This is a genomic window from Streptomyces sp. NPDC039609, from assembly GCF_055596705.1.
In genome coordinates, this window is the sequence record NZ_JBVIUJ010000004.1 from 107577 (window position 1) to 132990 (window position 25414).

General features: G+C 71.8%; 22 protein-coding genes. 12 read left to right on the forward strand and 10 right to left on the reverse strand.

The annotated features are described in order from the left end of the window. Nucleotides 1-6: 6 nt before the first annotated feature. The 3 genes from ACZ561_RS12720 to ACZ561_RS12730 form a co-directional block, all read right to left on the reverse strand. Nucleotides 7-1260 (reverse strand): ABC transporter substrate-binding protein, encoded by a 1254-nt coding sequence (locus ACZ561_RS12720; protein WP_470993236.1) that lies wholly within the window; start codon nt 1258-1260, stop codon nt 7-9. A 135-nt stretch (nt 1261-1395) separates the two neighbouring features. Next, on the reverse strand, nt 1396-3225 hold the full coding sequence (locus ACZ561_RS12725; RefSeq protein ID WP_470993239.1) for an AMP-dependent synthetase/ligase: 1830 nt from the start codon (nt 3223-3225) through the stop codon (nt 1396-1398). Between the two features lie 332 nt (nt 3226-3557). After that, nucleotides 3558-4433 (reverse strand): LysR substrate-binding domain-containing protein, encoded by an 876-nt coding sequence (locus tag ACZ561_RS12730; protein WP_470993242.1) that lies wholly within the window; start codon nt 4431-4433, stop codon nt 3558-3560. Between the two features lie 134 nt (nt 4434-4567). Here ACZ561_RS12730 and ACZ561_RS12735 point away from each other — a divergent pair, with 134 nt between their 5' ends. The 3 genes from ACZ561_RS12735 to ACZ561_RS12745 all read left to right on the forward strand — a co-directional run bounded on the left by ACZ561_RS12735 (nt 4568) and on the right by ACZ561_RS12745 (nt 6659). After that, nucleotides 4568-5617: a bile acid:sodium symporter family protein gene (locus tag ACZ561_RS12735; protein WP_470993244.1), complete on the forward strand. Its 1050-nt coding sequence runs from the start codon at nt 4568-4570 to the stop codon at nt 5615-5617. Nucleotides 5618-5736: 119 nt separating this feature from the next. Further along, the gene (locus tag ACZ561_RS12740; RefSeq protein ID WP_470993247.1) at nt 5737-6258 is read left to right on the forward strand and encodes an isochorismatase family protein; all 522 of its coding nucleotides are present in this window, start codon (nt 5737-5739) and stop codon (nt 6256-6258) included. Continuing rightward, nucleotides 6255-6659 carry a (2Fe-2S) ferredoxin domain-containing protein gene (locus ACZ561_RS12745; RefSeq protein ID WP_470993250.1) on the forward strand — a complete coding sequence of 135 codons (405 nt, stop codon included), beginning with the start codon at nt 6255-6257 and terminating at the stop codon, nt 6657-6659. The genes ACZ561_RS12740 and ACZ561_RS12745 overlap by 4 nt, the downstream gene beginning before the upstream one ends. On the opposite strand, the gene ACZ561_RS12750 is transcribed toward ACZ561_RS12745, so the two are convergent. The 7 genes from ACZ561_RS12750 to ACZ561_RS12780 all read right to left on the reverse strand — a co-directional run bounded on the left by ACZ561_RS12750 (nt 6656) and on the right by ACZ561_RS12780 (nt 15439). Beyond that, nucleotides 6656-6985 (reverse strand): hypothetical protein, encoded by a 330-nt coding sequence (locus tag ACZ561_RS12750; RefSeq protein WP_470993253.1) that lies wholly within the window; start codon nt 6983-6985, stop codon nt 6656-6658. The genes ACZ561_RS12745 and ACZ561_RS12750 overlap by 4 nt on opposite strands. A gap of 9 nt (nt 6986-6994) precedes the next feature. Beyond that, the gene (locus ACZ561_RS12755) at nt 6995-8518 is read right to left on the reverse strand and encodes a hypothetical protein (RefSeq protein WP_470993255.1); all 1524 of its coding nucleotides are present in this window, start codon (nt 8516-8518) and stop codon (nt 6995-6997) included. Nucleotides 8519-8680: 162 nt separating this feature from the next. After that, nucleotides 8681-9529 carry a formate dehydrogenase accessory sulfurtransferase FdhD gene (gene fdhD / locus ACZ561_RS12760; protein ID WP_470993258.1) on the reverse strand — a complete coding sequence of 283 codons (849 nt, stop codon included), beginning with the start codon at nt 9527-9529 and terminating at the stop codon, nt 8681-8683. Nucleotides 9530-9534: 5 nt separating this feature from the next. Continuing rightward, complete coding sequence (locus tag ACZ561_RS12765; RefSeq protein WP_470993261.1) at nt 9535-10395, reverse strand: 2Fe-2S iron-sulfur cluster-binding protein; 861 nt, start codon at nt 10393-10395, stop codon at nt 9535-9537. Next, nucleotides 10392-12521 carry an NADH-ubiquinone oxidoreductase-F iron-sulfur binding region domain-containing protein gene (locus tag ACZ561_RS12770; RefSeq protein ID WP_470993264.1) on the reverse strand — a complete coding sequence of 710 codons (2130 nt, stop codon included), beginning with the start codon at nt 12519-12521 and terminating at the stop codon, nt 10392-10394. Before ACZ561_RS12770 ends, ACZ561_RS12765 begins: the two co-directional genes overlap by 4 nt. Next, on the reverse strand, nt 12502-14442 hold the full coding sequence (locus tag ACZ561_RS12775; protein ID WP_470993267.1) for a molybdopterin oxidoreductase family protein: 1941 nt from the start codon (nt 14440-14442) through the stop codon (nt 12502-12504). Before ACZ561_RS12775 ends, ACZ561_RS12770 begins: the two co-directional genes overlap by 20 nt. A 19-nt stretch (nt 14443-14461) precedes the next feature. Then, a complete protein-coding gene (locus tag ACZ561_RS12780; protein ID WP_470993270.1) occupies nt 14462-15439 on the reverse strand; it encodes a 2-dehydropantoate 2-reductase in 978 nt (325 codons plus the stop codon). Between the two features lie 262 nt (nt 15440-15701). Between ACZ561_RS12780 and ACZ561_RS12785 the strand changes: the two genes are divergently transcribed. From ACZ561_RS12785 to ACZ561_RS12825, 9 genes are all read left to right on the forward strand, one after another. Further along, a complete protein-coding gene (locus tag ACZ561_RS12785) occupies nt 15702-16649 on the forward strand; it encodes a beta-ketoacyl-ACP synthase III (RefSeq protein WP_470993272.1) in 948 nt (315 codons plus the stop codon). Between the two features lie 121 nt (nt 16650-16770). Beyond that, nucleotides 16771-17448, forward strand: a complete 678-nt coding sequence (locus ACZ561_RS12790) for a GntR family transcriptional regulator (RefSeq protein WP_470993275.1) — start codon at nt 16771-16773, stop codon at nt 17446-17448. 234 nt (nt 17449-17682) lie between these two features. Further along, nucleotides 17683-18243 carry a hypothetical protein gene (locus ACZ561_RS12795; protein WP_470993278.1) on the forward strand — a complete coding sequence of 187 codons (561 nt, stop codon included), beginning with the start codon at nt 17683-17685 and terminating at the stop codon, nt 18241-18243. A gap of 94 nt (nt 18244-18337) precedes the next feature. Continuing rightward, a complete protein-coding gene (locus tag ACZ561_RS12800; RefSeq protein WP_470993281.1) occupies nt 18338-18991 on the forward strand; it encodes a class F sortase in 654 nt (217 codons plus the stop codon). 169 nt (nt 18992-19160) lie between these two features. Next, nucleotides 19161-20342, forward strand: coding sequence for an ROK family transcriptional regulator (locus tag ACZ561_RS12805; protein WP_376430575.1), 1182 nt, complete (start codon nt 19161-19163; stop codon nt 20340-20342). A gap of 164 nt (nt 20343-20506) precedes the next feature. Next, nucleotides 20507-22042, forward strand: a complete 1536-nt coding sequence (locus ACZ561_RS12810; protein WP_470993284.1) for a sugar ABC transporter ATP-binding protein — start codon at nt 20507-20509, stop codon at nt 22040-22042. Further along, a complete protein-coding gene (locus ACZ561_RS12815) occupies nt 22039-23046 on the forward strand; it encodes an ABC transporter permease (RefSeq protein ID WP_470993287.1) in 1008 nt (335 codons plus the stop codon). The genes ACZ561_RS12810 and ACZ561_RS12815 overlap by 4 nt, the downstream gene beginning before the upstream one ends. Before the next feature lie 56 nt (nt 23047-23102). Beyond that, complete coding sequence (locus ACZ561_RS12820) at nt 23103-24149, forward strand: substrate-binding domain-containing protein (RefSeq protein WP_470993290.1); 1047 nt, start codon at nt 23103-23105, stop codon at nt 24147-24149. Between the two features lie 47 nt (nt 24150-24196). Next, complete coding sequence (locus ACZ561_RS12825) at nt 24197-25405, forward strand: Gfo/Idh/MocA family protein (protein WP_470993292.1); 1209 nt, start codon at nt 24197-24199, stop codon at nt 25403-25405. Nucleotides 25406-25414 lie beyond the last annotated feature (9 nt).

Sequence of the window (25414 nt, forward strand, 5' to 3'; positions counted from 1 at the left end):
CGCCCCTCAGCCGAAGGGGATCGGGGGGTAGCACTTGAAGGGCACGGCCACCTCGTACCGCCCGTTCTTCAGCCGCACCAGCGCCCCGCAGCCGAAGCTCTCCTTCTGCCCCTTGGGCTCGGCGCGGTCGCCCACGAGCGTCCCGGTGTCGGAGAAGCCGTTCGCCGCCTTCTGGAAGGACTCGACGGTCAGGTCCTTGCCGGCCTTCTCGGCGATCGAGAGGAAGAGATCGGCGCTCATGTAGCCGGTCAGCATGTGCATGTTGAGCGGCACGTCCTTCCCTCCCGCGGCCTTCTTGATGTCCTCCTTGAACCGGCGCATCGCGGGACTGTCCGCCTCGAACGGCTGGAACTGCAGCAGTACGTGCACCCCGTCGAGCGCCTGCCGCGTCGCGTCCTTGGCCAGCAGCCCGGGGTCGTAGTCGGTCGGGTCGGAGATGACACCCTTGTATCCGGACCGCTTGAGCGCGGTGAACAGGCCGATGTTGTACGGGGTCTGCATCACGGAGACGACGGCGTCGGGCGCGCCGCCGCCGGGGCCCGAGCGCAGGATCTCCTTCGTGTACGCGGACCAGTCGCTGGGCATCGAGGTCGCGGGCACCGCTGCCTTGGCGTACGAGACCTGGAAGCCGGCCGCCTTGAAGCCCTGGGTGAAGGTACGGATGCCGAACTTTCCGGCGTCGTTGTCGCCGGCGATCAGCGCCACCGACTTGCCGCGCGCCCCGCCGAGGACGGTGGCGAGCCCCTCGGGCCAGGTCTGGTTGAGGGTGCCGCCCGGGGTCGGTACGAGGCAGCCGTTGAAGCCGTAGATGTACGCCGGACCGCAGAACGAGGGGAGCGTGCCCCAGCCCACGGTGGGCACCTTCTGGCCGTTGAGGAAGTCCGCTCCGGCGAAGGTGACCGAGCTCATGGGGGAGACGGCGAACACCTTGTCCTGCTGGACGAGTTTGCGGGCCGCCGCCAGGTTCCGGGCGGGGTCCTGGCCGTCGTCCTCGGCGCCCAGGTAGTCGATCCTGCGCCCGTTGACACCGCCCTCGGCGTTGGCCCGGTCGTAGCGTGCCTTGGCTCCGAGGTCGGTGTCCTTCTTGGAGTAGCCGCTCGCGGTGGTCATGGAGACGATGCCGCCGACCTTGATGGTGTCGGCGGTGACTCCGCGTGCGGAGGTGCTGGTCGTCGTACTCCCGCCGCTGGAAGCGGAGTTGCAGGCGGTGACGAGAAGCAGGGCGAAGGCGGCGGCGATGGTGCGCAACGGTCGAGGCACGGGCGATCCCTCCGTCGGGGTGACCGCATTCTGTGACCGTGCTGATGAACCGTCAATAACTGATGCACCGTCAATTGATGATGCGTCAGCCAGGTTTGGCGCGGACCGGACGGTCGCCGCGTCCGTGCGACGCGATCAGCCGTACAGCGCCTCGACCTCCGTCGCGTACACCTTCTCGATCGCCTTGCGCTTCAGCTTGAGGGAGGGCGTGAGCAGCCCGTGCTCCTCGCTGAACGGGTGCGCCAGTATCCGGAAGGTCCGGATGGACTCGGCCTGCGAGACCAGCGTGTTGGCCGCCACCACCGCCCGCCGGATCTCGGTCTCCAGGCTCGGGTCGCGCACCAGCTCGGCCGGCGGCAGCGGCGGCCGCCCCTGCATCGCCAGCCAGTGCTCCACCGCCTCCTGATCCATCGTCACCAGCGCGGCGATGTACGGCCGGTCGTTGCCCACCACGATGCACTGCGCGATCAGCGGATGCGACCGCACCCGCTCCTCGAGACCGGCCGGCGACACGCTCTTGCCGCCCGAGGTCACCAGGATCTCCTTCTTCCGCCCGGTGATCGTCAGATAGCCGTCCTCGTCGAGCATCCCCAGATCGCCGGTGGCCAGCCATCCGTCGTTGAGGACGGCGGAGGTGGCCTGCGGATTGTTGAGGTACCCGGAGAAGATCTGGCCGCCGTGCAGCCACACCTCCCCGTCCTCCGCGATGTGCACCGTCGTGCCCGGGACCGGCTGCCCCACCGTCCCGTACTTCGTGCGCTCGGGCGGATTCGCGGTCGCGGCCGCCGAGGACTCGGTCAGGCCGTACCCCTCGAACACCGTCACCCCCGCACCCTCGAAGAAGAGCCCGAGCCGACGGTCCATGCCCGAGCCGCCCGACATCGCGTGCCGGACCCGCCCGCCCATTGCGTCGCGGACCTTCCCGTACACCATCTTCTCGAAGAACTGGTGCTGCATCCGCAGCCCCGCCGACGGGCCGGGGCCCAGCCCGAACGCCTTCTGCTCCATCGCCTCGGCGTACTTGACCGCCACGTCCACGGCCTTGTCGAAGGGGCCCAGCTTCCCCTCGCTCTCCGCCTTGCGGCGGGCCGCGTGGAAGACCTTCTCGAAGACGTAGGGCACGGCCAGGATGAACGACGGCCGGAACGCGGCGAGGTCGGGCAGCAGCTCGGACGCCGCGAGCACCGGCTGGTGGCCCAGCTTCACCCCGCTCTGCACCGCCGCGACCTCCACCATCCGCCCGAAGACATGGGCGAGCGGGAGGAAGAGCAGGGTCGTGGCCTCGTCGCCCGGCTTGGAATGGAAGACCGGCTCCCAGCGCCCGACCAGCATGTCCGTCTCGAACATGAAGTTGGAGTGCGTGATGATGCAGCCCTTGGGGCGGCCCGTGGTGCCCGAGGTGTAGATGATCGTCGCCACGGACTCGGGCGTCACCGCCCGCCGGTGGCGCTGCACGATGTCCTCGTCGATCTCCGCGCCCGCCGCGACCAGCTCGGCGACCGCACCCTCACCCGCGTCCAGCTGCCACAGCCGCTGGAGCCGCGGCAGCCGGTCGATCACCGAACCGATCGTCATGGCGTGGTCCTCGTGCTCCACGACGCAGGCGGTGACCTCGGCGTCGTGCAGCATCCAGTAGACCTGGTCGGCGGAGGACGTCGGGTAGATCGGCACCGACTGTGCGCCCAGTGTCCACAGCGCGAAGTCGAACAGGGTCCATTCGTAGCGGGTCCTGGCCATGATGGCGACCCGGTCGCCGAACCGTACGCCGTGCGCGATCAGCCCCTTCGCGAGGGCGAGCACCTCGTCCCGGAACCGCGCCGCCGTCACGTCCTGCCACTGCCCCGCGGCGTCCTTGCGCCCGAACGTGACCCGGTCCGGGGTCCGCTCGGCGTGATCGAACACCGCGTCCGCCAGACCGCCGACCTGAGGCGCCGCCTCGACGGGCGGCACGGTGAACTCGCGCAATGACCTGCTCCTCGCCCGCTCGTTGTCGCTCTCCGTACGGCGCGGGTGACGGTACCCCACCCGACTGGCAGGCGGGAGGTCCTTCACCAAGCCGGGACAATGGGTGTTCTCACAGGTCAGGAGAGGGGGAGCGGGTAAGTGGCGGGTGATCGGGGCGGGTTACTGACTGGCGAGTAAGCAGGGTGGGCCCGAATCTCCACGGAATCTGTACCGGGCACACGGAATCTGTACCGGGCACCCACGATCCGGGCGGAAGCCCGGGTGGTGCCGTACCGGATCACGTCTCACGAGGAAGAAGCCCAAGGCCTGCCCCTGACCGCTCCCGTACGTCGTCAGCTCGGCGCGTGCGGCCGGTGCAGGCGGTCGCCGCCCGCCAGGATCGCCGCGGCCAGGGCGTCGGCCGCCTCCTGGGACGGCCCGCGCCGCCGGCCCTTGCGCAGGACGAAGTCGACGTCGCCCAGCTCCGGCAGATCCGCCCGGGCCGGGAGCCGGGTCAGGCCGGGCGGAACCAGGCCACGCGTGTGGGCCATGACGCCGAGCCCGGCGCGGGCCGCCGCGATGTTCGCGCTCAGGCTGCTGCTCGTACAGGCGATCCGCCACGCCCGGCCGTGCGCCTCCAGCGCTTCGAGGGCCCGGGAGCGGGTGATCCCGGGCGGCGGGAAGACGATCAGCGGAACAGGCCGGTCCGGGTCCAGGCGCAGCCGCGGGGAGCCGATCCAGATCAGCGAGTCCTGCCAGACCAGCTCGCCCCCGCTCTCCTCGGCGCGCCGCTTGGCGAGGATGAGATCGAGGCGTCCCGCCTCGAGCCGGGCGTTCAGCGTCCCCGACAGCTCGACCGTCAGCTCCAGATCCACCTCGGGGTGCTCGCGCCGGAAGGACTCCAGGATCTCGGGCAGCCGGGTCACGACGAAGTCCTCCGAGGCGCCGAAGCGCAGCCGCCCCCGCAGCCGGGTCCCGGTGAAGAAGGCCGCGGCCCGCTCATGGGCCTGGAGGATCGTCCTGGCGAAGCCGAGCATCGCCTCGCCGTCCTCCGTCAACTCCACGCTGTGGGTGTCCCGGGTGAAGAGCGGACGCCCGGTCGCCTCCTCCAGGCGCCGAACGTGCTGGCTCACGGTCGACTGCCGCACGCCGAGCCGGCGCGCGGCCTGCGTGAAGCTCAGCGTCTGGGCGACCGCGAGAAAGGTCCGCAGCTGTGAGGGGTCGTACATCCGTCCACCGTAACGCGGTCATCACGAATCGCGATGGCAGTCAGAGCGCTGTACGGGATTCCCGATGTCCGTGCGAGGGAGCAGGATGGGGAGGGAACGACCCCGTCCGAAGGCATCCGAAGGCAATGGAGCACATGAGCCGCCGCACGACCCTCCTCCCGTCCTGGTTGCCGATCGACCCGTTCATCCTGGCGATGCTCGGAACGGTCGGCCTCGCCGCCCTGCTGCCCGCCTCCGGCGCCGCGGCCACGGTCGCCGACGGGGCCTCGACGGCGGCCATAGCCCTGCTGTTCTTCCTCTACGGCGCCCGGCTCTCCACCCGCGAGGCGCTCGACGGAATCAAGCACTGGCGGCTCCAGCTCACCGTCCTCGCCTGCACCTTCCTCCTCTTCCCGCTCCTCGGACTCGCGGCGAAGGGACTGGTACCGGCCGTTCTCACGCCCCCGCTCTACAGCGGCCTCCTCTTCCTGTGCCTGGTGCCCTCCACCATCCAGTCCTCGATCGCCTTCACCTCGATCGCGCGCGGCAACGTGCCCGCCGCGATCTGCGCGGGCTCCTTCTCCTCCCTCGCCGGGATCGTGCTGACCCCGCTGCTCGCCGGGGCGCTGATCGGGGGCGGCGCGGCCGGCTTCTCCGGCGACTCGCTGATGAAGATCGTGCTCCAGCTCCTCGTGCCGTTCGTGGCGGGCCAGTTGCTGCGCCGCTGGGTGGGCCCGTTCCTGACCAGGAACAAGAAGGCGCTCGGATACGTCGACCGGGGCTCGATCCTGCTCGTCGTGTACACGGCCTTCAGCCACGGCATGGTCGCCGGAATCTGGCACCTGGTCACCCCCGCCCGGCTCGGACTCCTGCTGGCCGTCGAGGCGGTCCTGCTCGCGCTGATGCTCACGCTGAGCTGGTACGGGGCGAAGCGGCTGGGATTCGACCGGGCGGACCGGATCGCCATCCAGTTCGCGGGCTCGAAGAAGAGCCTGGCAGCGGGGCTCCCGATGGCGAGCGTGCTGTTCGGGCCGCAGGCGTCGCTCGCCGTGCTGCCGCTGATGCTCTTCCACCAGATGCAGTTGATGGTCTGCGCGGTCCTCGCCAAGCGGCGGGCCCGGGAGCCGGAACCGGACGTGGCCCCGAGCTCGGATCCGACGGCGGACGGCGCAAGGACGGCGGAAGCCGCCGGGGCGAGGGGCTGAGGGCGGGCCGGGCCCGCCGCCCACGCCGCCGCCGAGGGGCCTCGCGACCTTCCCTCCCGTTGGCGGGATCACATCCCCACCCCCACCGTGAAGATCACCGAGCCCGCTACCGTGCTCCCATGCCCGCACTCGATCCCGGCCGCACCGCGCTCGTCCTCGTCGACCTGATGGAACGCATCGTCGCGCTGCCCCTCGCACCCCGCTCCGGCACCGACGTCGTCGCCGCGGCCACCCGGCTCGCCCGGACGTTCCGGGCCGCCGGCGCGCCCGTCGTCCACATCAGGGTCGAGCGGCCGAACGTCGAGACCCAGCCGCCCGGCAGCGAGCTGGTCCCCTCCCTCGTCCAGGCCGGCGACCATGTCGTCGTCAAGCGGACGATCGGCGGCTTCCAGGACACCGGGCTCCACGAACTCCTCGCCGAACACTCGGTCACCACCGTCGTGTTCGGCGGCATCGCCACCAACCTGGGCGTCGAGTCCACCGCCCGCGCCGCCTGCGACCTCGGCTACGAACCCGTCTTCGCCGAGGACGCCATGACCGCGCTCACCGCCGACGAGCACCGTGCCTCGGTGGCGCTCGACTTCCCACGCCTCGGCACGGTCGCCCCCGTCGCCGCGATCACCCTGGAGGGACCCTCGTGACGCCCGTCCCGATACGTTACGGCGCCCGCCCCTGCTCCCTCGTCGTCTGCCGGGGCTGCTGCTGCGGCGACGCCCGCAAGAACCCCGGCATCGACCACGCCGGCCAGCTCGCCAGGCTTCGCAGCGCCGCGGCGGAGTCCGGTGGCCGGCTGTCGGTCCGTACGAGCGACTGCCTCGGCCCGTGCGCGCAGGCCAACATCGTCGTGGTCCAGCCCTCCACCGAGGGCCGCCGACGCGGCGGCCGGGCCGCGTGGATCGGCTTCACCGTGGACGACGACTGCCTCGACGACATCCTCGCCTGGACGGCGGCGGGCGGCCCGGGCATCGCCGAACCCCCGCCCACTCTGGCCCTCCAGATGATCGACCCCCCGGCCGAGACGACCGGCCGTCGAGTCCGCTAGGAGAGCCCCAGCGCCTGAGCCAGCGACGTCACCAGGCCGATCGCCCCGCTCCCCGCGGCGGCGCCGTCCCGGATCGTGCCCAGCCAGGTGCGGGCCCGGCCCTCGTCCACGGGCCGGCCCTCCTCGGCGGCCCGCGCCAGCTCCCCGTGGAGCAGCACGGCGGCATCCTCCCGCCCCACCCCCTCCGTACGCAGCAGGGCCACGAGCTCGGCGGCCAGCCGGATCGCGTCGGCGGGCGTGGCCCCGTGGTGGAAGATCTGGTTGCGGCCGTGGTCACCGAAGTTCGACTGGCCGCTGACCGGTCCGTGGAAGTTGTAGGTGCTCATCGCTGTCCTTCACCCTTTCGTGCCGGCGGCCTTGGCCGGCGGAGCGGCCGAGGGCACGGGTGACCCGGCGGCGATGGCCGGTGCCCCGCCGGCGACATTGGACCCGTAGTTCCCGAAGATGTTCTGTCCGACGACCGCGCCCTTGAAGGTGTACGAGTGGTGCGAGATGAGGGTCTGTGCCCGCTCGAAGTCCGACGTGTCCACGTTGTGCTCCCTGAGGAACTGCTCCGTCGCCAGCAGCACCCCCTGTTCGAGCCGCTGGAACGTGTCCAGCACGTCCATCCGCTGGAGGTAGTCGAGCCGGTCCAGATCCGCCGCCCAAGAGCGCACGCTGCCGACCGTGCCGTAGTCGAAGCGGCCCCGGCGGTGCACGATCCGACGCCGGTCCCACCACAGCCGCCAGATGTTCCGCACCCGCTGCTTCCCCCGGCGCAGCAGCCGGACGGGTGCCCTCGACAGCAGCTTCCACAGCTGGAACAGGGTGTACCCGAGCAGCCGCCAGACCTCCTCCACGAGGCCGCGGGGCAGATTCTTCACCTCGTCGAAGAGCGCGTGCAACGGGGGCAGGACGTAGGCGGAGACCTCCCAGGACAGCAACGACCGGCTGAGCCGCGCCCGTACGAACATCGTCACCACGTACGCACCCCCGGCACCGACCGCGTCCAGGGCGAGATACGTCCGCATCACCCGGTCCTTCTCCGCGATGCCCGCCTCGACCAGCGCCGGGTCGATGCGGGTGCGCGGCCGCCGCAGCGGATCCGGCAACAGTTCCTTCCCCAGGTCGTGTGCCTGGTGCCCCTGGACGTAGAGCCGGTTACGGGCGCGCAGTTCCTCGATTCCCGAGGTGTCGGCCAGCCGCTCGATCAGACACGTGTGCAGATCGGCGGCGTCGAACGGGGCCATCGGCAGGGCGACACCCTGCCCGTCCTTCGCCGGTCGGCCGACCTCGATGCCCGCCCACACGGTCTCGCTGATCCGAACTCCGCTGCCGACGAACGGGAGCTCCTCCTCGCCGGACGTTCCGTACGGCACGACATTGGTCTCGTCCCGCTCGTCGAGCTCCTGCTCGATCCGGGCGGCGGCGGCCGGCGCGCCCTCGCGCGGCGAACGCGTGCCCCGGTGGATCGAGCGGGCCGTACGGCGGCAGACGAGACCGGAGACGAAGGTCACCAGGACCGCCGCGAGGAGCCCGTATCCCGCCAGCTGCACGGCGTCGCCCAGCCGCTCGCCCCTTGTCTCCAAGGGTGTGGGCAGCGCGACGACCGCGGAGGCCAGGGCGAGGAGCAGGACCAGGAAACAGGCTGTGAGCAGGCTGTCCCGGATCGCATGCAGGCGCTGCGCGACCCTGGCGTGCCGGACGAGTGCCACGAGATCGACGCCGAGCGGGAGGCCGTGCGCCCTGAGCCGTTCGGCGACGAGGTCCTGGATCACGGACCCGGCGAACTCCGTGCTCAGATACGTGTACCCGCAGAGCAGCCGAGTCGCCTCGTCGTTGTGGTACCGCGGTAATTCCACAGAGATCTGTTGCGTCATCAGTTCCCCCTCGCTGGTGCGCAGTTACACCATAAGGAGGGGGTGGTCACTTGTCTCCCGATCGTTCTGCGCGAGAACCGGGGAGGGCGCGGGGCCGGCCGGCGCAGGGGGCGCTCCCCGCCGGCCGGTGGCCCGACCCGTGCGGCGGGCGGGCCCCCGGGGTCAGCCGTGGGAGGCTGCCGCCCCGAGGGCGATCCGGTGCTCGCCCGCGTACACGTTCATGTCCGGCCCGCGAAGGAAACCCACCAGCGTCAGGCCCGTCTCGACCGCCAGGTCCACGGCGAGCGAGGACGGCGCCGAGACCGCCGCGAGTACCGGGATACCGGCCATCACCGCCTTCTGCGCCAGCTCGAACGAGGCCCGGCCCGAGACCAGCAGGACCGCCCGCTCCAGCGGCAGCCGCCCGTCGGTCAGGGCGCGCCCCACCAGCTTGTCCACCGCGTTGTGGCGGCCCACGTCCTCCCGTACGTCGAGCAGCTCGCCGTCCTCCGAGAACAGCGCGGCCGCGTGCAGGCCCCCGGTCCGGTCGAAGACCCGCTGGGCCGCGCGCAACCGGTCGGGGAGGCGGGCCAGCAGCTCCGGGGCCAGCCGGACCGGGGGAGTGTCGGCGATCGGGAAGCGGGCCGTGGTCCGTACGGCGTCCAGGCTGGCCTTGCCGCACAGCCCGCACGACGACGTCGTGTACACGTTCCGCTCCAGGGTGATGTCCGGGACGGGGACACCGGGCGCCAGCTGCACGTCCACCACGTTGTACGTGTTCGTGCCGTCGTCCTTGGCGCCCGCGCAGTACACGATGTTCCGTACGTCCGACGCGGCGCCGAGCACCCCCTCGCTGACGAGGAACCCGGCGGCGAGCGCGAAGTCGTCGCCGGGCGTGCGCATCGTGATCGCGAGCGGCTTGCCGTTCAGCCGGATCTCCAGCGGCTCCTCGGCCACCAGCGTGTCCGGGCGCTCGTTCACGGCCTCGCCGCGGATCCGCAGGACCCGTCGTCGCTCGGTCACCCGTCCCATGATCGCTACACCCGATTCTGTACGTGCTGGAAGCCGAAGCGGCCCTTGATGCAGAGGTTGCCGTGGGTCACCGGGTTGTCGTGCGGGGAGGTGACCTTGACGATCTCATTGTCCTGCACGTGCAACGTGAGGTTGCAGCCCACTCCGCAGTAGGCGCACACCGTCGTCGTCTCCGTCTGCGCCTCCTCGTCCCAGGAGCCGTCCGCCCGCATGTCGAACTCGCGCTTGAAGCTCAGCGCGCCTGTCGGACAGACCTCGATGCAGTTCCCGCAGTACACACAGGCGGACTCGGTGAGCGGACCGTCGTGCTCGACGGCGATCCGGGCGTCGAAGCCGCGGCCCGTGACGGAGATCGCGAACGAGTTCTGCCACTGGTCGCCGCAGGCGTCGACGCACTTGTAGCAGAGGATGCACTTGTCGTAGTCCCGCACATAGAGGTCGTTGTCGACGCGCGGCTCCTCGCCGAGCCGGCGGGCCTCCGGGCCGAAGCGGTCGGGCTCCGCCCCGTACGCCTTGATCCACTCGGCGGCGCGCGGGGTGGTGGAGAGATCCACCGAGGAGGCGAGCAGCTCCAGGACGACCTTCCGGCTGTGCCGGGTGCGCTCGGTGTCGGTACGGACGACCATCCCGGGCTCGGCGAGGCGCGAGCAGGCCGGGGCGAGGGTCCGCGCGCCCTCGACCTCGACCACGCACACCCGACAGGCGTTCTTCGGGGTGAGCGTGTCGCCGTGACACAGGGTCGGCACCTCCTTCCCGGCGGTACGGCAGGCATCGAGGATCGTCGCGCCCTCGGGGACACGCACGGGCGTGTCGTCGAGCGTGAACTCCAGCAGGCGGCGAGGCGGGGCGAGGGGAACCGTGGTCACTTGTAGACCCCCAGACGGTCGATGGCGGACTCGACGGCGTTCCACGCGGTCTGGCCGAGACCGCAGATCGATGCGTCGCGCAGGGCCTGCCCGACCTCGCGCAGCAGGGCGATGTCACCGGCCGCCGCCTCGCCCGTACGGTCCTTGATGCGGTGCAGCGCCTCCTCCTGGCGGACCGTGCCGACCCGGCAGGGCACGCACTGGCCGCAGGACTCGTCGCGGAAGAACTCGGCGATGCGCAGCAGGATCCGCGGCAGGTCCACGGACTCGTCGAGGACGAGGACGACACCGGAGCCGAGCGTGGTGCCGGCGGCCCGGGTGCCCTCGAACGTGAGCGGGATGTCCAGCTCGTCCGGGCGGACGAACCCTCCCGCCGCCCCGCCGAGCAGCACCGCCCGCAGCGTGTCCGGCCGCCCGGCGAGGTCGAGGAGCTCGTCGAGGGTCGCCCCGAACGGGAGCTCGTACACCCCGGGCCGGTCGACGGCGCCCGAGACGCAGAACAGCTTGGTCTCGGTGGCGCGGAACGCCTCGGCGCCCTGGGTGAGGATCGGCAGGACGTTGACGAGCGTCTCGACGTTGTTCGCGGCCGTCGGCTTGCCGAACAGGCCCTTCTCGACGGGAAACGGCGGCTTGGAGCGGGGCTCGCCCCGATAGCCCTCGATGGAGTTGAAGAGGGCGGTCTCCTCGCCGCAGATGTACGCGCCGGCGCCGCGCCGCATCTCGATGTCGAAGGCGAAGCCGCTGCCGAGGATGTCGTCGCCCAGCAGTCCACGGGCGCGCGCCTCGTCGATTGCGTGGGTGAGTCTCTCGTACGCGCGGGGGTACTCGCCGCGGATGTACAGATAGCCCCGGTGGGCGCCGACGGCGTACCCCGCGACGGTCATCGCCTCGACGAGCGCGTACGGGTCGCCCTCCATCACGACGCGGTCCTTGAAGGTGCCCGGCTCGGACTCGTCGGCGTTGCACACGACGTAGTGGGGGGCGTCGGGCTGCGAGGCCGTCGCCTGCCACTTCCGCCCGGTCGGGAACGCGGCCCCTCCCCGTCCGACGAGCCCGGACTCCGTGACCTCCCGGATCACCCCGGCGGGCCCGAGCGCGAACGCCCGCCGCAGCGCCGCGTACCCGCCGTGCGCCCGGTAGTCGTCCACGCTGGTCGGATCGACTACCCCGACCCGCCCGAGGAGCGTGAGCCCGGGATGCCCGGCCTGCGGAACGGCCATGACGGCGGGCGGCTCGGACGGGGCGGCCTCCGGGTGCCGGGCCGCCCGGGCGAGCGCGACGGTCGCGGCGGGAGCCACGACGACGGAGAGACGGGTGCGGGCGACCGGCGCAGTGGAGGCGGGCCCGCCGCCCGCGGGCGCGGCTTCGGTGGGTCCGTCGCCCCGGGTCGTGCCTCCCGGGGCGACGGAGTTCACGGAGTTCAGGGTGCCGGCGGTGCCTGTGGTGCCCGGGGCTGTCGGCTCCTGGCCGCTGAGCGCGCCGAGCAGTGAGGTGCCGGGGCCGGCGGGTGACGCCGACGGACCGGGGGCGGGTCCCGACGGGCCGCGGGGTGTCGCGGACGGATCGGGCGCCGGCCCCGACGCACCGAGGGCCGGCCCGGATGCCCCGGGCGCGGGTTCCGACGTCCCGCCGCCCTCGGCGGCTGCCGCGTCCACCCCCGCCCGTACCAGCAGCGCCGCCGGCGCTCGCTCGCACAGGCCCAGACACGGGCTCGGTTCGAAGGCGACGCCCTCGGCCGTCAGGCCCTCCGTCACCGCCGCCGATCCCCGGGCCGCGCACGTCAGGTCCGTGCAGACGTGGAGGACCTGCGCCGGGCGGGGACGTACCGCGAACATCGCGTAGAACGTCGCCACCCCGTACGCCTCCGCCGGCGGCACCGTCAGCCGGCGGCAGAGATAGTCCAGGCCGCCCTCGCTGATCCACCCCACCCGGTCGTTGAGCGCGTGCAGCCCCGGCAGCAGCAGGTCCCGGCGCTCCCTGGCCTCCCGGCCACCCCGCGCCCAGCGCAGATCCGCCGCCGAGCGGTCGTCCGCGCCCTCCCACGCCGACTCCGGCGGGCCGAGGACCGCGTCCACGGCCTCCCGCTCGTCGTCCGTCGGCTTGCTGTCACCGAAGCGCAGATCCATCGTCCGCCACCCTCTCGATCCGTATCGCCGACGCCTTGAACTCCGCCGTTCCCGCGATCGGACAATTCGCCTCGATCGTCAGCTGGTTGGTGTCGACCTCGTCCGGGAAGTGCATCGTCATGAAGGCCAGCCCCGGCCGCAGCGCGGGGTCCACCCACACCGGCGCCACCACCGACCCCCGCCGCGACGTCACCCGCACCCGCTGGCCCACCGCGACCCCGTACCGCTCCGCGTCCTCCGGGCACAGCTCCACGAACTCGCCGCGCCGCAACGGAGAGGCGTAACTCCCGCTCTGCACACCCGTGTTGTACGAGTCGAGCCGTCGCCCGGTCGTGAGCCGGATCGGATACTCCTCGTCCGTGAGGTCGACCGGCGGATCGTGCCGGACGATCCCGAACGGCGCCCGCCTGCCCAGCAGCTCCGGATCCCTCTCCCACAACCGGCCGTGCAGGAACGACGGTTCGAGGCGCTCCAGGTCAGGACACGGCCACTGGATGCCCTGATGCTCCTCCAGACGGTCGTACGTCATGCCCCAGTGGTCCGGCGACAGCGCACGCAGCTCGTTCCAGACGGCCTCCGAGTCCGCGTACTTCCACTCCTCGTGGCCGAGCCGGCGCGCGAGCTCGCAGATGATGTCGATGTCCTCGCGGGCCTCACCCGGCGGCAGCACCGCCCTGCGGACCCGCTGCACCCGCCGCTCGCTGTTGGTGGTGGTGCCCTCCGTCTCGCACCACGCCGCCGTCGCCGGCAGCACCACGTCCGCGAACTCGGCCGTCCTGGTGAGGAAGATGTCCTGCACCACCAGGCAGTCCAGCTTCGCCAGCCGCTCCATCGCCTGCCCGCTGTCCGCCTCCGACTGCGCTGGGTTCTCGCCGATGCAGTACACGGCCCGCAGTTCGCCGCTCTCCATCGCCTCGAACATCTGGGTCAGCGTCCGCCCGTACCGCGGCTGGATGCCCACACCCCAGAAGGACTCGAACTTCTCCCGCACCCCCGCGTCGAGGATGTCCTGGAACCCGGGCAGCCGGTTCGGGATCGCGCCCATGTCCCCGCCACCCTGCACGTTGTTCTGCCCGCGCAGCGGCTGCACCCCGGAGCCGTAACGCCCCACGTGCCCGGTGAGCAGCGCCAGGTTGATCAGCGCGCGGACGTTGTCGGTGCCGTTGTGGTGTTCGGTGATCCCGAGCGTCCAGCACAGCTGCGCCCGCTCCGCCCGGGCGAACGCGTGCGCCAGCTCCCGTATCGCGGCGACCGGTACGCCCGTCACCTTCGACGCGGCCGTCGGTGTCCACGGCTCGACCAGGGCCCGGTACTCCTCGAAGCCGCTCGTCGCCCGCTCCACGAACGCCCGGTTGTACAGGCCCTCGTGGATGATCTCGCGGCCGATGGCGTGCGCCAGCGGGATGTCGGTGCCGACGTCGAGCCCGAGCCAGCTCTCGGCCCACTCGGCGGTCGAGGTGCGGCGCGGATCGACCGCGTACATCCGCGCCCCGTTCCGTATCCCCTTCAGGACGTGCTGGAAGAAGATCGGGTGCGCGAAGCGGGCGTTGGAGCCCCACATCACGATCACATCGGTGTGCTCGATCTCCTCGTACGAGGAGGTGCCGCCGCCCGAGCCGAAGACCGCCGACAGCCCGGCGACGCTCGGCGCGTGACAGGTCCGGTTGCAGGAGTCGACGTCGTTGGTGCCCATCACCACACGCGCGAACTTCTGCGCCACGTAGTTCATCTCGTTGGTCGCGCGGGCGCAGGAGAACATCCCGAACGCGCCCCGGGCCGCCCGGAACCCGGCCGCCGCCCGTTCCAGAGCCTCGTCCCAGCTGGCCGGCCTCAGCGGCCCGCCCTTCTCGTCCCGTACGAGCGGGTGGGTGAGCCGGGTGTACGTCGTGGGGACGCGGTCCCGCTTCCTCGTGTTCGTCATGCGGTGCTCCTGGACTGGGTCATGCCGTGCTCCTGGACTGGGTCGCGAGCAGATCCGACAGGGCGTGGACGGTTCGGAGCGTCGGCACCGGCACGTCGGTGACGGCCGCGAGCTCCACCACGGCCGCGAGGAGCACGTCCAGCTCCAGCGGCTTGCCCCGCTCCAGGTCCTGGAGGGTGGAGGTGCGGTGGTCGCCGACCCGTTCCGCCCCGGCGAGGCGCCGCTCGACGGAGATGTCGGGGCGGCAGCCGAGGGCCGCGGCGACGGCCAGGGTCTCGTGCATCATCAACTCGACGACCTGCCGTGTGCCGCCGTGCAGACACATATCGCGCATCGTCGCCCGGGCGAGCGCGCTGATGGGGTTGAAGGAGATGTTGCCGAGCAGCTTGATCCAGATGTCGTGGCGCAGCTCCGGCTCGACCGGGCACTTCAGGCCCCCGGCGCGCATCGCGTCGGCGAACACCTCGCAGCGCTTGGACGCCGAACGGTCGGGCTCGCCGATGGAGAAGCGGGTGCCCTCCAGATGGCGGACGACCCCGGGCCCGCTGAGCTCGGTCGCGGCGTAGACGACGCAGCCGATGGCCCGCTCGGGGGCGAGGACGGCGGAGACGGCGCCGGCCGGGTCGACGCTCTCGACACGATGGCCGTCGTGCGGGCCGCCGTGCCGGTGGAAGTACCACCAGGGGATTCCGTTCTGGGCGGCCACGACCGCCGTGGTGTCGTGCAGGAGCGGCGCGATGAGCGGCCCGCACGCCGCGTACGCGTTCGCCTTCAGACCCAGGAAGACGTAGTCGACGGGGCCGACCTCGGTCGGGTCGTCGGTGGCGTGCACCCGGGCGGTGAAATCGCCGCGCGGGCTCTCGACCCGTACGCCGTGCTGCCTCATGGCCGCGAGATGCGGTCCACGGGCGATCAGATGGACATCGGCGCCGGCGCGGTCGAGCGCGGCTCCGACGTAGGCGCCGATCGCACCGGCGCCGAGGACTGCGACCTTCACGTGCGGGTCTCCGTTCGGTTGAGGGAACCGCGAGGGACCAGGCGGGAGTTCACTGTGTCGACGAAATATTGTCTACAGTATGGAAGGAGGGGCGACAAGGGGGCGCGGAACGCCCCGTTGTCCCCGTTGTCGCGGTCTCCCAACACCTACGGGCGAATCTTGGTGGTTTACGTGCCTGGTTACCGATCAGTCGCTGGCAAGACTGGGTGGTTCCTGCTTCCGCTTCACCACGCGCCACATTGAACCCAAGGGGGTCCCGGGCATGACGGGCACTCGTATCGCCGCGCTCGGGCACTACCAGCCCGCCAAGGTGCTCACCAACGGCGACCTGGCCGCACTCGTCGACACCAGCGACGAATGGATCAGCAGCCGGGTCGGGATCAGGACGCGCCACGTGGCCGGCCCGGACGAGCCGGTCGACGAACTCGCCGCACACGCCGCGGGCAAGGCCCTCGCCGCCGCCGGGCTCGGCCCCGCCGACATCGACCTGGTCCTCGTCGCGACCTCCACCGCGATCGACCGCTCGCCCAACACCGCGGCCCGCGTCGCCGCCCGGCTCGGGATGGGCTCGCCCGCCACCATGGACCTCAATGTGGTCTGCGCCGGCTTCACCCACGCGCTCGCCACCGCCGACCACGCGATCCGTGCCGGCGCAGCCCGGCGCGCGCTGGTCATCGGCGCGGACAAGATGACCGAGGTGGCGGACTGGACCGACCGCACCACCTGCGTCCTCGTCGGCGACGGTGCGGGCGCGGCGGTCGTCGAAGCGGTCGGGGAGGGCGACGAGCCCTGCATCGGCCCCGTGCTGTGGGGCTCGGTCCCGGAGATGGGCAACGCCGTACGGATCGAGGGCACCCCGCCGCGCTTCGCGCAGGAGGGCCAGTCCGTCTACCGCTGGGCCACCCAGCGGCTGCCCGCCCTCGCCCGCCAGGTCTGCGAGCGATCGGGGCTGGCGCCGGAGGACCTCGCCGGCGTCGTGCTGCACCAGGCCAATCTGCGGATCATCGAGCCGCTCGCCGCGAAGATCGGCGCGGTCAACGCGGTCGTCGCCCGCGATGTCGTCGATTCCGGAAACACCTCGGCCGCCTCGATCCCGCTGGCGCTCTCCAAGCTGGTCGAACGCGGGGAGCTCCCGTCCGGGACGCCGACGCTGCTCTTCGGCTTCGGAGGCAACCTCTCGTACGCGGGGCAGGTCGTACGGGTGCCGTAGCCGGACATGGGAGCGTTCCGGCCGAGATCGGGACGGGCCGCATGGCTGGACTTTGGCGCCGGTAGACTGTAGACGATAGCCAATCCGCGTTGATCGCTCACGGCGAATCGAGGGGGCCGCGATGTTGTCCGCAGGACTGCCGCAAGGAGCCGTGCCCAGGCTGGAGCGGCCCGGGCCGCTGCGCGACCGGGTCTACGAAGCGCTGCTCGAACTGATCACCACCCGCGCCCTGCGTCCCGGTCAGCACCTGGTCGAGAGCGAACTCGCCGGACACCTCGGTGTCTCACGGCAGCCGGTGCGCGAGGCGCTCCAGCGTCTGAACACCGAGGGCTGGGTGGATCTGCGGCCGGCGCAGGGCGCCTTCGTCCACGAGCCGACCGACAAGGAGGCCGACCAACTCCTCTCCGTCCGTACGCTCCTGGAGGCGGAGGCGGCCCGGCTCGCCGCCGCGAACTCCGGCTCGGCCGGGATCGCCGCGCTGGAGGAGCTGTGCGCGCGGGGCGAGCAGGCGGTCGCGGACGACGACGTCGATCTCGCCGTCGCGACCAACGCGGCCTTCCACGCCAAGGTCATGGAACTGGCCGGAAACCTCGTCCTCTCCGAGCTGGCGGGCCAGGTCGACCGCCGGGTCCGCTGGTACTACACGCCGGTCGCCCGGCAGCGCGGCAAGCAGTCCTGGAAGGAACACCGGCAACTGATCGACGCGATCGCGGCCCGCGACGAGGCCCGCGCGACCACGATCATGCGCGCCCACACGGAACACACCCGCGCGACCTACCGCGAACACAGCCAGGGCTGACGGGGCCGAGCGGGGGTGTCGCCCGCCGCGGGCCGCCGGCGGGCGAAGGCCGGCGCCTCGGTCGCGCGCCGTTCCCGTTCCGGCTCGCCGTTCCGGGTTCCCCGTTCCCCGTTCGGCGGAGCCCAGTGGCGAGGGGGCCCGGGCGGCCCTAGCTTCGATCGCGTCGAGGGGCATTTCCGGCCGTACGCGGAAACCGTCCGCGCCCGCCCCTCTCGCGTGATCTGGAGGATCGCCATGCGCGCGATACGTGTCGCTTCCGCGGCCCTGCTCGCCACCGCCGCCCTCGCCACGCCGACGGCCCTGGCCGACGACGGCACCGGAAGCAACGTCACGTCGTTCGGCTTCTCCGTCTCACCCACGACGGTCGCTCCCGGCGGCACGGTCACGCTGAAGTCCGACAGCTGCGAGGTCCCGTCCGTCACCGTCTCGTCCGGTGTCTTCGACACCGTCACTCTCGACGAGGGCGGCGCGGGTACCGCCACCGTCGACGTCGAGGCCAAGGTCGGTGCGGAGTACCAGGTGACCTTCGACTGCAAGGGTGAGAAGGGCACCGCCCCCCTCACCATCGCCGGAGCGTCCACGGGCGGCGACTCCACGAGCGGTCAGTCCACGAGCGGCGACGCAACGGCCGTCCACGACACCGGCGCGCACAAGGGCGTCAAGGCGGGCTTCGGCGGCGGCGCCGGGGAGCTCGGCACCACCGAGGTGGTCGCCGGCACCGCTCTGATCGCGGGCGCGCTCGGAGGCGCCGGGATGCTGCTGATGCGCCGCCGCCGCACGGACAGCCACGACTGACGACGGGGTCGACGGGGCCGGAGACGGCTCCTCCGCCCCGGGATGACGAGGTCCGGGGCGGAGGGGCCCACCGCGTACACGAAGAGAGCGGATCGTGCAGGGGTCGAACGGATCGTCGAGGCGCGGCGCGTGGGGCGTTGTGGCCGTCGTCCTGCTGGTGGGGATCCATCTCGTTCGGGGAGGTACGGAGGAATGGCGCGCCGGAGGCCCCCCGCAGCCGGTCGCCGCCGCGGCACCGGACCGTACGAGCGCCACCGCCGCCCCGGACCACGCAACCGTCCCCGACCCGCTGCCCGCCTCCCGCCCCGTACGCGTCCGCATCCCGGCCGTCCGCGTCGACGCCCCCGTCACGGACGTCGGCCGCGACGCCGAGGGATGGATCGACACCCCGCCCGCGTACGAGAAGAACCTCGCCGGCTGGTACACCGGCGCCGTCACCCCGGGCGAGCGGGGCACGGCGGTCGTCGTCGGCCATGTCGACACCCCGGACGGGCGGGCCGTCTTCTACGACCTCGGCGCGCTGAGCAAGGGCCACCGCATCGAGATCGCCCGCGAGGACGGCCGGACGGCGGTCTTCTCCGTGTACGGCGTCGAGGTCGTCCCGAAGGAGGACTTCCCGGCCGAGCGGGTCTACAAGTGGGGTGCTCTGCCCGAGCTGCGCGTCCTCACCTGCGGCGGAGACTTCTCGAGGCGGCAGGGGTACGAAGGCAACGTCGTCGTCTCCGCCCGCCTGGTCGCCGTGCGCTGACCGGCACCCCCGTGCCGTAGCCCCCACCCGGCTTTGTCCTCGTTCAGGAAAAAGTCTGCTCGGATTCCTGCGCGACTTCTTCCCACCCCGGGACACCGCTGCTACGTTCCCCTCGAAAGCACGACGGAGAGCCCGCCACACGGCACCAGGGGAGGGGCGCGTGAGACGCATGACGGCACGACCTGCCAACGCGCACCAGGCGCGTCTGCTCCGGCTGTTGCGCGACGGAGGACCCAACTCCCGTGCCCAGCTGGGCGATCAGATCGACCTCTCCCGCTCCAAGCTCGCCGTCGAGGTCGACCGGCTCCTGGAGACCGGTCTCGTCGTCGCGGACGGCCTCGCCGCCTCCCGCGGCGGACGCCGTTCGCACAACATCAGGCTCGCCCCCGAACTCCGCTTCCTCGGCATCGACATCGGCGCCACATCCATCGATGTGGCCGTCACCAACGCCGAGTTGGAGGTGCTCGGACATCTCAACCACCCGATGGACGTCCGTGAGGGTCCCGTCGCCGTCTTCGAGCAGGCCCTGTCGATGGCGGCCAAACTGCGGGCCTCCGGCCTCGCCGAAGGATTCGACGGAGCCGGTATCGGCGTCCCCGGCCCGGTCCGCTTCCCCGAGGGCATCCCGGTCGCACCCCCGATCATGCCCGGCTGGGACGGCTTCCCCGTACGGGAGGCGCTCAGCCAGGAACTCGGCTGCCCGGTCATGGTCGACAACGACGTGAACCTGATGGCCATGGGGGAGCAGCACGCGGGCGTCGCCCGCTCGGTCGGCGACTTCCTCTGCGTCAAGATCGGTACGGGCATCGGCTGCGGCATCGTCGTCGGCGGTGACGTCTACCGTGGTACGACGGGCAGCGCGGGCGACATCGGGCACATCCAGGTCGAACCGGACGGCCGCGCCTGCGCGTGCGGCAACAAGGGCTGTCTGGAAGCCCACTTCAGCGGCGCCGCCCTGGCCCGCGACGCCGAGGACGCGGCGCGCGCGGGCAGGTCGGACGAGCTCGCCGGACGCCTCGCGGCGGCCGGCCGGCTCACGGCGATCGACGTCGCCGCCGCGGCCGCCGCGGGCGACGCCACCGCACTCACGCTCATCCGCGAGGGCGGCAACCGGGTCGGGCAGGTCATCGCCGGACTCGTCAGCTTCTTCAATCCCGGTCTGGTGGTGATCGGCGGCGGGGTCACCGGCCTCGGTCACAACCTCCTTGCCAGTGTCCGCACCCAGGTCTACCGGCAGTCCCTGCCGCTGGCCACCGGCAACCTCCCCATCGTGCTGGGCGAGTTGGGCCCGACGGCCGGAGTCATCGGCGCGGCCCGCCTCATCAGCGACCACCTCTTCTCCCCGGCGTAACCCCGCCCACGGGTGGGGTGTGGACACGCGTTCCTCCCCCCGGACTCCGTTCGGGATCTCAGCGGAACGGGTGGGCACACGCCATCCACCGGCCCCCATCCCGCCGGAACCACCTCAGCACCCACTCGCTCAGGCGCCACCCGCACCCGCCGAGGGGATCACCCATGCCATCGCCACCGTCGGCACGCCTTGAAACACCCCTGCTCACCATGTCCGCCATCACCAAGTCGTTCCCCGGCGTCCGCGCCCTCGACGGCGTCGACCTCGAGGTCGCGCCCGGCGAGGTCCACTGCCTCCTCGGCCAGAACGGCGCCGGCAAATCCACTCTCATCAAGGTCCTCGCCGGTGCCCACCAGCCCGACGGCGGCCGGATCACCTGGTGCGGCGCACCCGTCCAGCTCCGCTCCCCGATCGCCGCCATGCGGCTCGGCATCGCCACCATCTACCAGGAACTCGACCTCGTCGAAGGGCTGTCCGTCGCCGAGAACGTCCACCTCGGCCACGAACCCACCACCGCCGGCTTCGTCGTCCGTGGCCGCGCAGCCAGGACGGCCACGGCCGCGCTTCTCAAACGGCTCGGCCACCCCGAGATCGACCCGGCCCGCCTCGTCGGCGGCCTCTCCGCCGCCCAGCAGCAAATCGTCTCGATGGCCCGCGCCCTCTCCCACGACGTCCGCCTCATCGTGATGGACGAGCCGTCGGCCGCGCTCGACCCCGACGAGGTCGACAACCTGTTCCGTATCGTCGCCGACCTCACGGCGGCGGGCGTCGCGGTCGTCTACATCTCCCACCGCCTGGAGGAGATCCGCCGCATCGGCGACCGGGTCACCGTCCTCAAGGACGGCCGTGCCGTGGCCGGTGGGCTGCCCGCGGCCTCCACGCCCACCCGAGACATCGTTGCCATGATGACCGGTCGGAATGTCGAGTACGTCTTCCCGCCCCGCCCCGCCGAACCCCCGGCCGCCGCACCCGTCCTCCAGGTCCACGGGCTCGCCAGGGAAGGCGAGTTCGACCCCGTCGACCTCGAACTGCGGCCGGGCGAGATCGTCGGCCTCGCCGGACTCGTGGGATCGGGCCGTTCCGAGATCCTGGAGACGATCTACGGTGCCCGGAAGGCCACCGCCGGACGGGTCGTCGTCGACGGCCGCACCCTGCGCCCCGGCAGCGTCCGCGACGCCGTCCGTGCCGGCCTCGGCCTCGCTCCCGAGGAGCGCAAGGCCCAGGGGCTGCTGATGCTGGAGTCCGTCACCCGCAACGTGTCGGTCTCCACGCTCGCCCGCTTCTCGCGCGCCGGCTGGATCGACCGTGACGCCGAACGCGAAGCCGCCCGCACGGCCACCCGGGAGCTCTCGCTGCGACCCGACAACCCCGACGCCCGGATCCGTACCCTCTCCGGCGGAAACCAGCAGAAGGCCGTCCTCGCACGGTGGCTGCTGCGCGGCTGTCGTGTCCTGCTGCTCGACGAGCCGACCCGGGGCGTCGACGTCGGAGCCCGCGCCGAGCTCTACGCCGTCATCCGCCGCCTCGCCGACGACGGCCTCGCCGTCCTTCTCGTGTCGAGCGAGGTGCCCGAGGTCCTGGGCCTCGCCGACCGTGTCCTGGTGCTCAAGGAGGGCCGTGTCGTCCACACGGCACCCGCCCGTGAGCTCGACGAACACCGCGTACTCGACCTCGTGATGGAAGGGAGCCCCACGTCATGACGCTGTCCACCGCCAAGAGCACCAAGGCGCCTGTGCAAGGGGGTGGTTGGCGCTCGCTCGGGCTGAAGGCCGATGTCCGCAACCTCTCCCTGCTCGGGGTGCTCGCCGTCCTGATCGCGGTCGGCGGCTTCACCAAGCCCGACGAGTTCCTCGCCACCTCCAACCTGCAGCTCGTCCTCACCCAGGCCTCCGTCATCGGGGTCGTCACCGTCGGCATGACCTTCGTCATCACCAGCGGCGGCATCGACCTGTCCGTCGGCGCGATCGTCGCCCTCGCCTCCGTCTGGGCCACGACGCTCGCCACCCAGGAGTACGGCTTCGCCGGCATCCTCTTCACGGCCGTCGTCGTCGGCCTCGGCTGCGGACTGGTGAACGGGCTGCTCATCGCGTACGGCGGGATGGTGCCGTTCATCGCGACCCTCGCCATGCTCGCCTCGGCCCGCGGACTCGCCCTCCAGATCACCGACGGCCGGACCCAGATCGTCACCGTCGAGTCCGTCCTCGACCTCGGCATCCCCGACGCCTACATCCTGGGCATCCCGCCGCTCGTCCTCGTCTTCGCGGCCGTCACCGTCGTGGGCTGGCTGATCCTCAACCGGACCACCTTCGGCCGCCGCACCGTCGCCGTCGGCGGCAACGCGGAAGCCGCCCGCCTCGCCGGCATCGACGTACGCCGACAGCGCCTCTACCTCTATCTGCTCTCCGGCCTGTGCTGCGGCATCGCGGCCTTCCTGCTGATCATCCTGTCCGGCTCCGGCCAGAACACCAACGGCAACCTGTACGAACTCGACGCCATCGCCGCCGCGATCATCGGCGGAACCCTGCTCTCCGGCGGCCGCGGCACCATCGTCGGCTCCGTCCTCGGCGTCCTGGTCTTCACCACGATCACCAACATCTTCGCGCTCAACAATCTGCAGAGCGACGTCCAGCAGATCGCCAAGGGCGCGATCATCGTCGCCGCCGTCCTGGTCCAGCGCCGCACAGCCCGCCACGGCGAGGCCTGACCCCCTACCCCCGCAACGCCCCTGTATCTCCCTCACCCCCGAAGGGATCCATCGCCATGCCAGAAACCAGCCGCAGAGGACTGCTGTTCGGCACCGCGGCCGTCTCCGCCGGAGCGCTGCTCACCGCCTGCACCAGCAACGAGCCCAGGAACGCAGAAAACACAGCCCCGGCCGCGAGCAACGTACCCGCCGCCGACGACAAGCCCGGCACCCCCGTCACCATCGGTTTCGCCGGCCCGCAGGCCGACCACGGCTGGCTCAACGCCATCAACCAGAACGCCAAGGAGCGCGCGAAGAAGTACTCCGAGGTCACGCTGGAGATCACCGAGGGCTCCAACGACACCGCCATCCAGATCGGCCAGATCCAGACCCTCATCAACAAGAAGGTCGACGTCCTGGTCATCCTGCCGGCCGACGGCAAGGCGCTCACCCAGGTCGGCCTCCAGGCGATGAAGGCCGGCATCCCCGTCATCAACCTGGACCGCATCTTCGCCTCCCCGCAGGCCTACCGCTGCTGGATCGGCGGCGACAACTACGGCATGGGCCTCAACGCCGGCCGCTACATCGGCGAGCAGCTCAAGGGCAAGCCGAACGCCACGGTCATCGAACTCGCCGGCATGGACAACCTGGAGCTGACCAAGCAGCGCACCCAGGGCTTCGACGACGCCCTGAAGAACTACCCCAACATCCGCAAGGTGGCCCGTCAGGCCGCCGACTTCACCGTCGAGTCCGGCCAGGCCAAGATGGCCCAACTCCTCCAGGCACAGCCGAAGTTCGACGCCCTGTGGAACCACGACGACGACCAGGGCGTGGGCGCGCTGCGGGCCATCGCCCAGGCCGGCCGCAAGGACTTCCTGATGGTCGGCGGCGCCGGCGCCAAGTCCGCCATGGACGCCATCAAGGCCGACGACAGCGTCCTCAAGGCCACCGTCCTCTACCCGCCGACCATGGCCGCCTCCGCCATCGACCTGGCTCGCGCCCTCGGCCAGAAGAAGGGCGTCGGCGGCATGGCCGAGCTGGAGATCCCGGCCTCCATCACCCTCTACTCGGCCGTCGTGACCAAGGAGAACGTCGACGAGTACCTGCCCACCGGCTTCAGCTGACCGGCCTCCGGCCGCCCCCACCGCGCAACCGACGAGGAGGAATCCGTATGGAACAGAGGGACAGCGAGGCCGGCGAGGCCACGCCGCCGACACTCGGCATCGGCATGGTCGGGTACGCGTTCATGGGCGCCGCCCACTCCCAGGGGTGGCGCACCGCGGGACGCGTCTTCGACCTGCCGATGCGGCCGGTCCTCGCCGCCGTCGCCGGCCGTGACGCGACCGCCGTCCGGGCCGCCGCCGCGCAGCACGGCTGGGCGGCGACGGAGACCGACTGGCGCGCCCTCGTCGCCCGCGACGACGTCCAGCTCGTGGACGTCTGCACCCCGGGCGACAGCCATGCGGAGATCGCCGTTGCCGCGCTGGAGGCCGGCAAGCACGTCCTGTGCGAGAAGCCGCTCGCCAACTCGGTCGCCGAGGCCGAGGCCATGGTCGCCGCCGCCACGGCGGCGGCCGCCCGCGGCCAGGTCGCCATGGTCGGCTTCAACTACCGGCGAGTCCCGGCGATCGCGTACGCCCGCCGGCTCGTCGCCGAGGACAGGCTCGGCGCGCTCCGGCACGTACGGGTCACCTATCTGCAGGACTGGCTCGTCGACCCGGGCTTCCCGCTGACCTGGCGCCTCGAGCGCGAGCACGCGGGATCGGGAGCCCTCGGGGACCTCGGCGCGCACGCCGTCGACCTCGCCCAGTACCTCGCGGGGGAGCTCCTGGTCGGGGTGTCGGCGCTCACCGAGACCTTCGTCAGGGAGCGGCCGCTGCTCGCCGGAGTGTCGGCCGGGCTCGCCGGGGCTCCCGCGGGCGCGGCGTACGGGACGGTGACGGTGGACGACGCGGCGCTGTTCACCGGGCGGCTCGCCTCCGGGGCGCTCGCCTCCTTCGAGGCGACCCGGATGGCCGCCGGCCGCAAGAACGCCCTGCGGCTGGAGATCAACGGAGAGAAGGGCTCGCTCGCCTTCGACCTGGAGCGGCTCAACGAACTCTCCTTCCACGACCACACCGAGCCGGCCGCCTCCGCCGGATTCCGCCGCATCCTCGTGACCGAGCCGGACCACCCGTACCTGGAGGGCTGGTGGCCACCCGGTCACGCGCTCGGCTACGAGCACACCTTCGTCCACCAGGCCCGCGACCTGGTGGACGCCGTCGCGACCGGAGCCGGCCCCGCGCCGTCCTTCGCCGACGGGCTCCAGGTGCAGCGGGTCCTCGCCGCGGTGGAGGAGAGCGCCGAGAAGAACGCCGTCTACACCCCCGTACAGCTCTAGGAGGCCGTG

Bases quoted from the DNA above. Each gene is read 5' to 3' on its own strand.
- ACZ561_RS12730 (WP_470993242.1), bottom strand. From the start codon at position 4,433: ATGTACGACCCCTCACAGCTGCGGACCTTTCTCGCGGTCGCCCAGACG.
- ACZ561_RS12735 (WP_470993244.1), top strand. From the start codon at position 4,568: ATGAGCCGCCGCACGACCCTCCTCCCGTCCTGGTTGCCGATCGACCCG.
- ACZ561_RS12740 (WP_470993247.1), top strand. From the start codon at position 5,737: ATGCCCGCACTCGATCCCGGCCGCACCGCGCTCGTCCTCGTCGACCTG.
- ACZ561_RS12750 (WP_470993253.1), bottom strand. From the start codon at position 6,985: ATGAGCACCTACAACTTCCACGGACCGGTCAGCGGCCAGTCGAACTTC.
- ACZ561_RS12755 (WP_470993255.1), bottom strand. From the start codon at position 8,518: ATGACGCAACAGATCTCTGTGGAATTACCGCGGTACCACAACGACGAG.
- fdhD (WP_470993258.1), bottom strand. From the start codon at position 9,529: ATGGGACGGGTGACCGAGCGACGACGGGTCCTGCGGATCCGCGGCGAG.
- ACZ561_RS12770 (WP_470993264.1), bottom strand. From the start codon at position 12,521: ATGGATCTGCGCTTCGGTGACAGCAAGCCGACGGACGACGAGCGGGAG.
- ACZ561_RS12775 (WP_470993267.1), bottom strand. From the start codon at position 14,442: ATGACGAACACGAGGAAGCGGGACCGCGTCCCCACGACGTACACCCGG.
- ACZ561_RS12785 (WP_470993272.1), top strand. From the start codon at position 15,702: ATGACGGGCACTCGTATCGCCGCGCTCGGGCACTACCAGCCCGCCAAG.
- ACZ561_RS12790 (WP_470993275.1), top strand. From the start codon at position 16,771: ATGTTGTCCGCAGGACTGCCGCAAGGAGCCGTGCCCAGGCTGGAGCGG.
- ACZ561_RS12795 (WP_470993278.1), top strand. From the start codon at position 17,683: ATGCGCGCGATACGTGTCGCTTCCGCGGCCCTGCTCGCCACCGCCGCC.
- ACZ561_RS12805 (WP_376430575.1), top strand. From the start codon at position 19,161: ATGACGGCACGACCTGCCAACGCGCACCAGGCGCGTCTGCTCCGGCTG.
- ACZ561_RS12810 (WP_470993284.1), top strand. From the start codon at position 20,507: ATGCCATCGCCACCGTCGGCACGCCTTGAAACACCCCTGCTCACCATG.
- ACZ561_RS12815 (WP_470993287.1), top strand. From the start codon at position 22,039: ATGACGCTGTCCACCGCCAAGAGCACCAAGGCGCCTGTGCAAGGGGGT.
- ACZ561_RS12820 (WP_470993290.1), top strand. From the start codon at position 23,103: ATGCCAGAAACCAGCCGCAGAGGACTGCTGTTCGGCACCGCGGCCGTC.
- ACZ561_RS12825 (WP_470993292.1), top strand. From the start codon at position 24,197: ATGGAACAGAGGGACAGCGAGGCCGGCGAGGCCACGCCGCCGACACTC.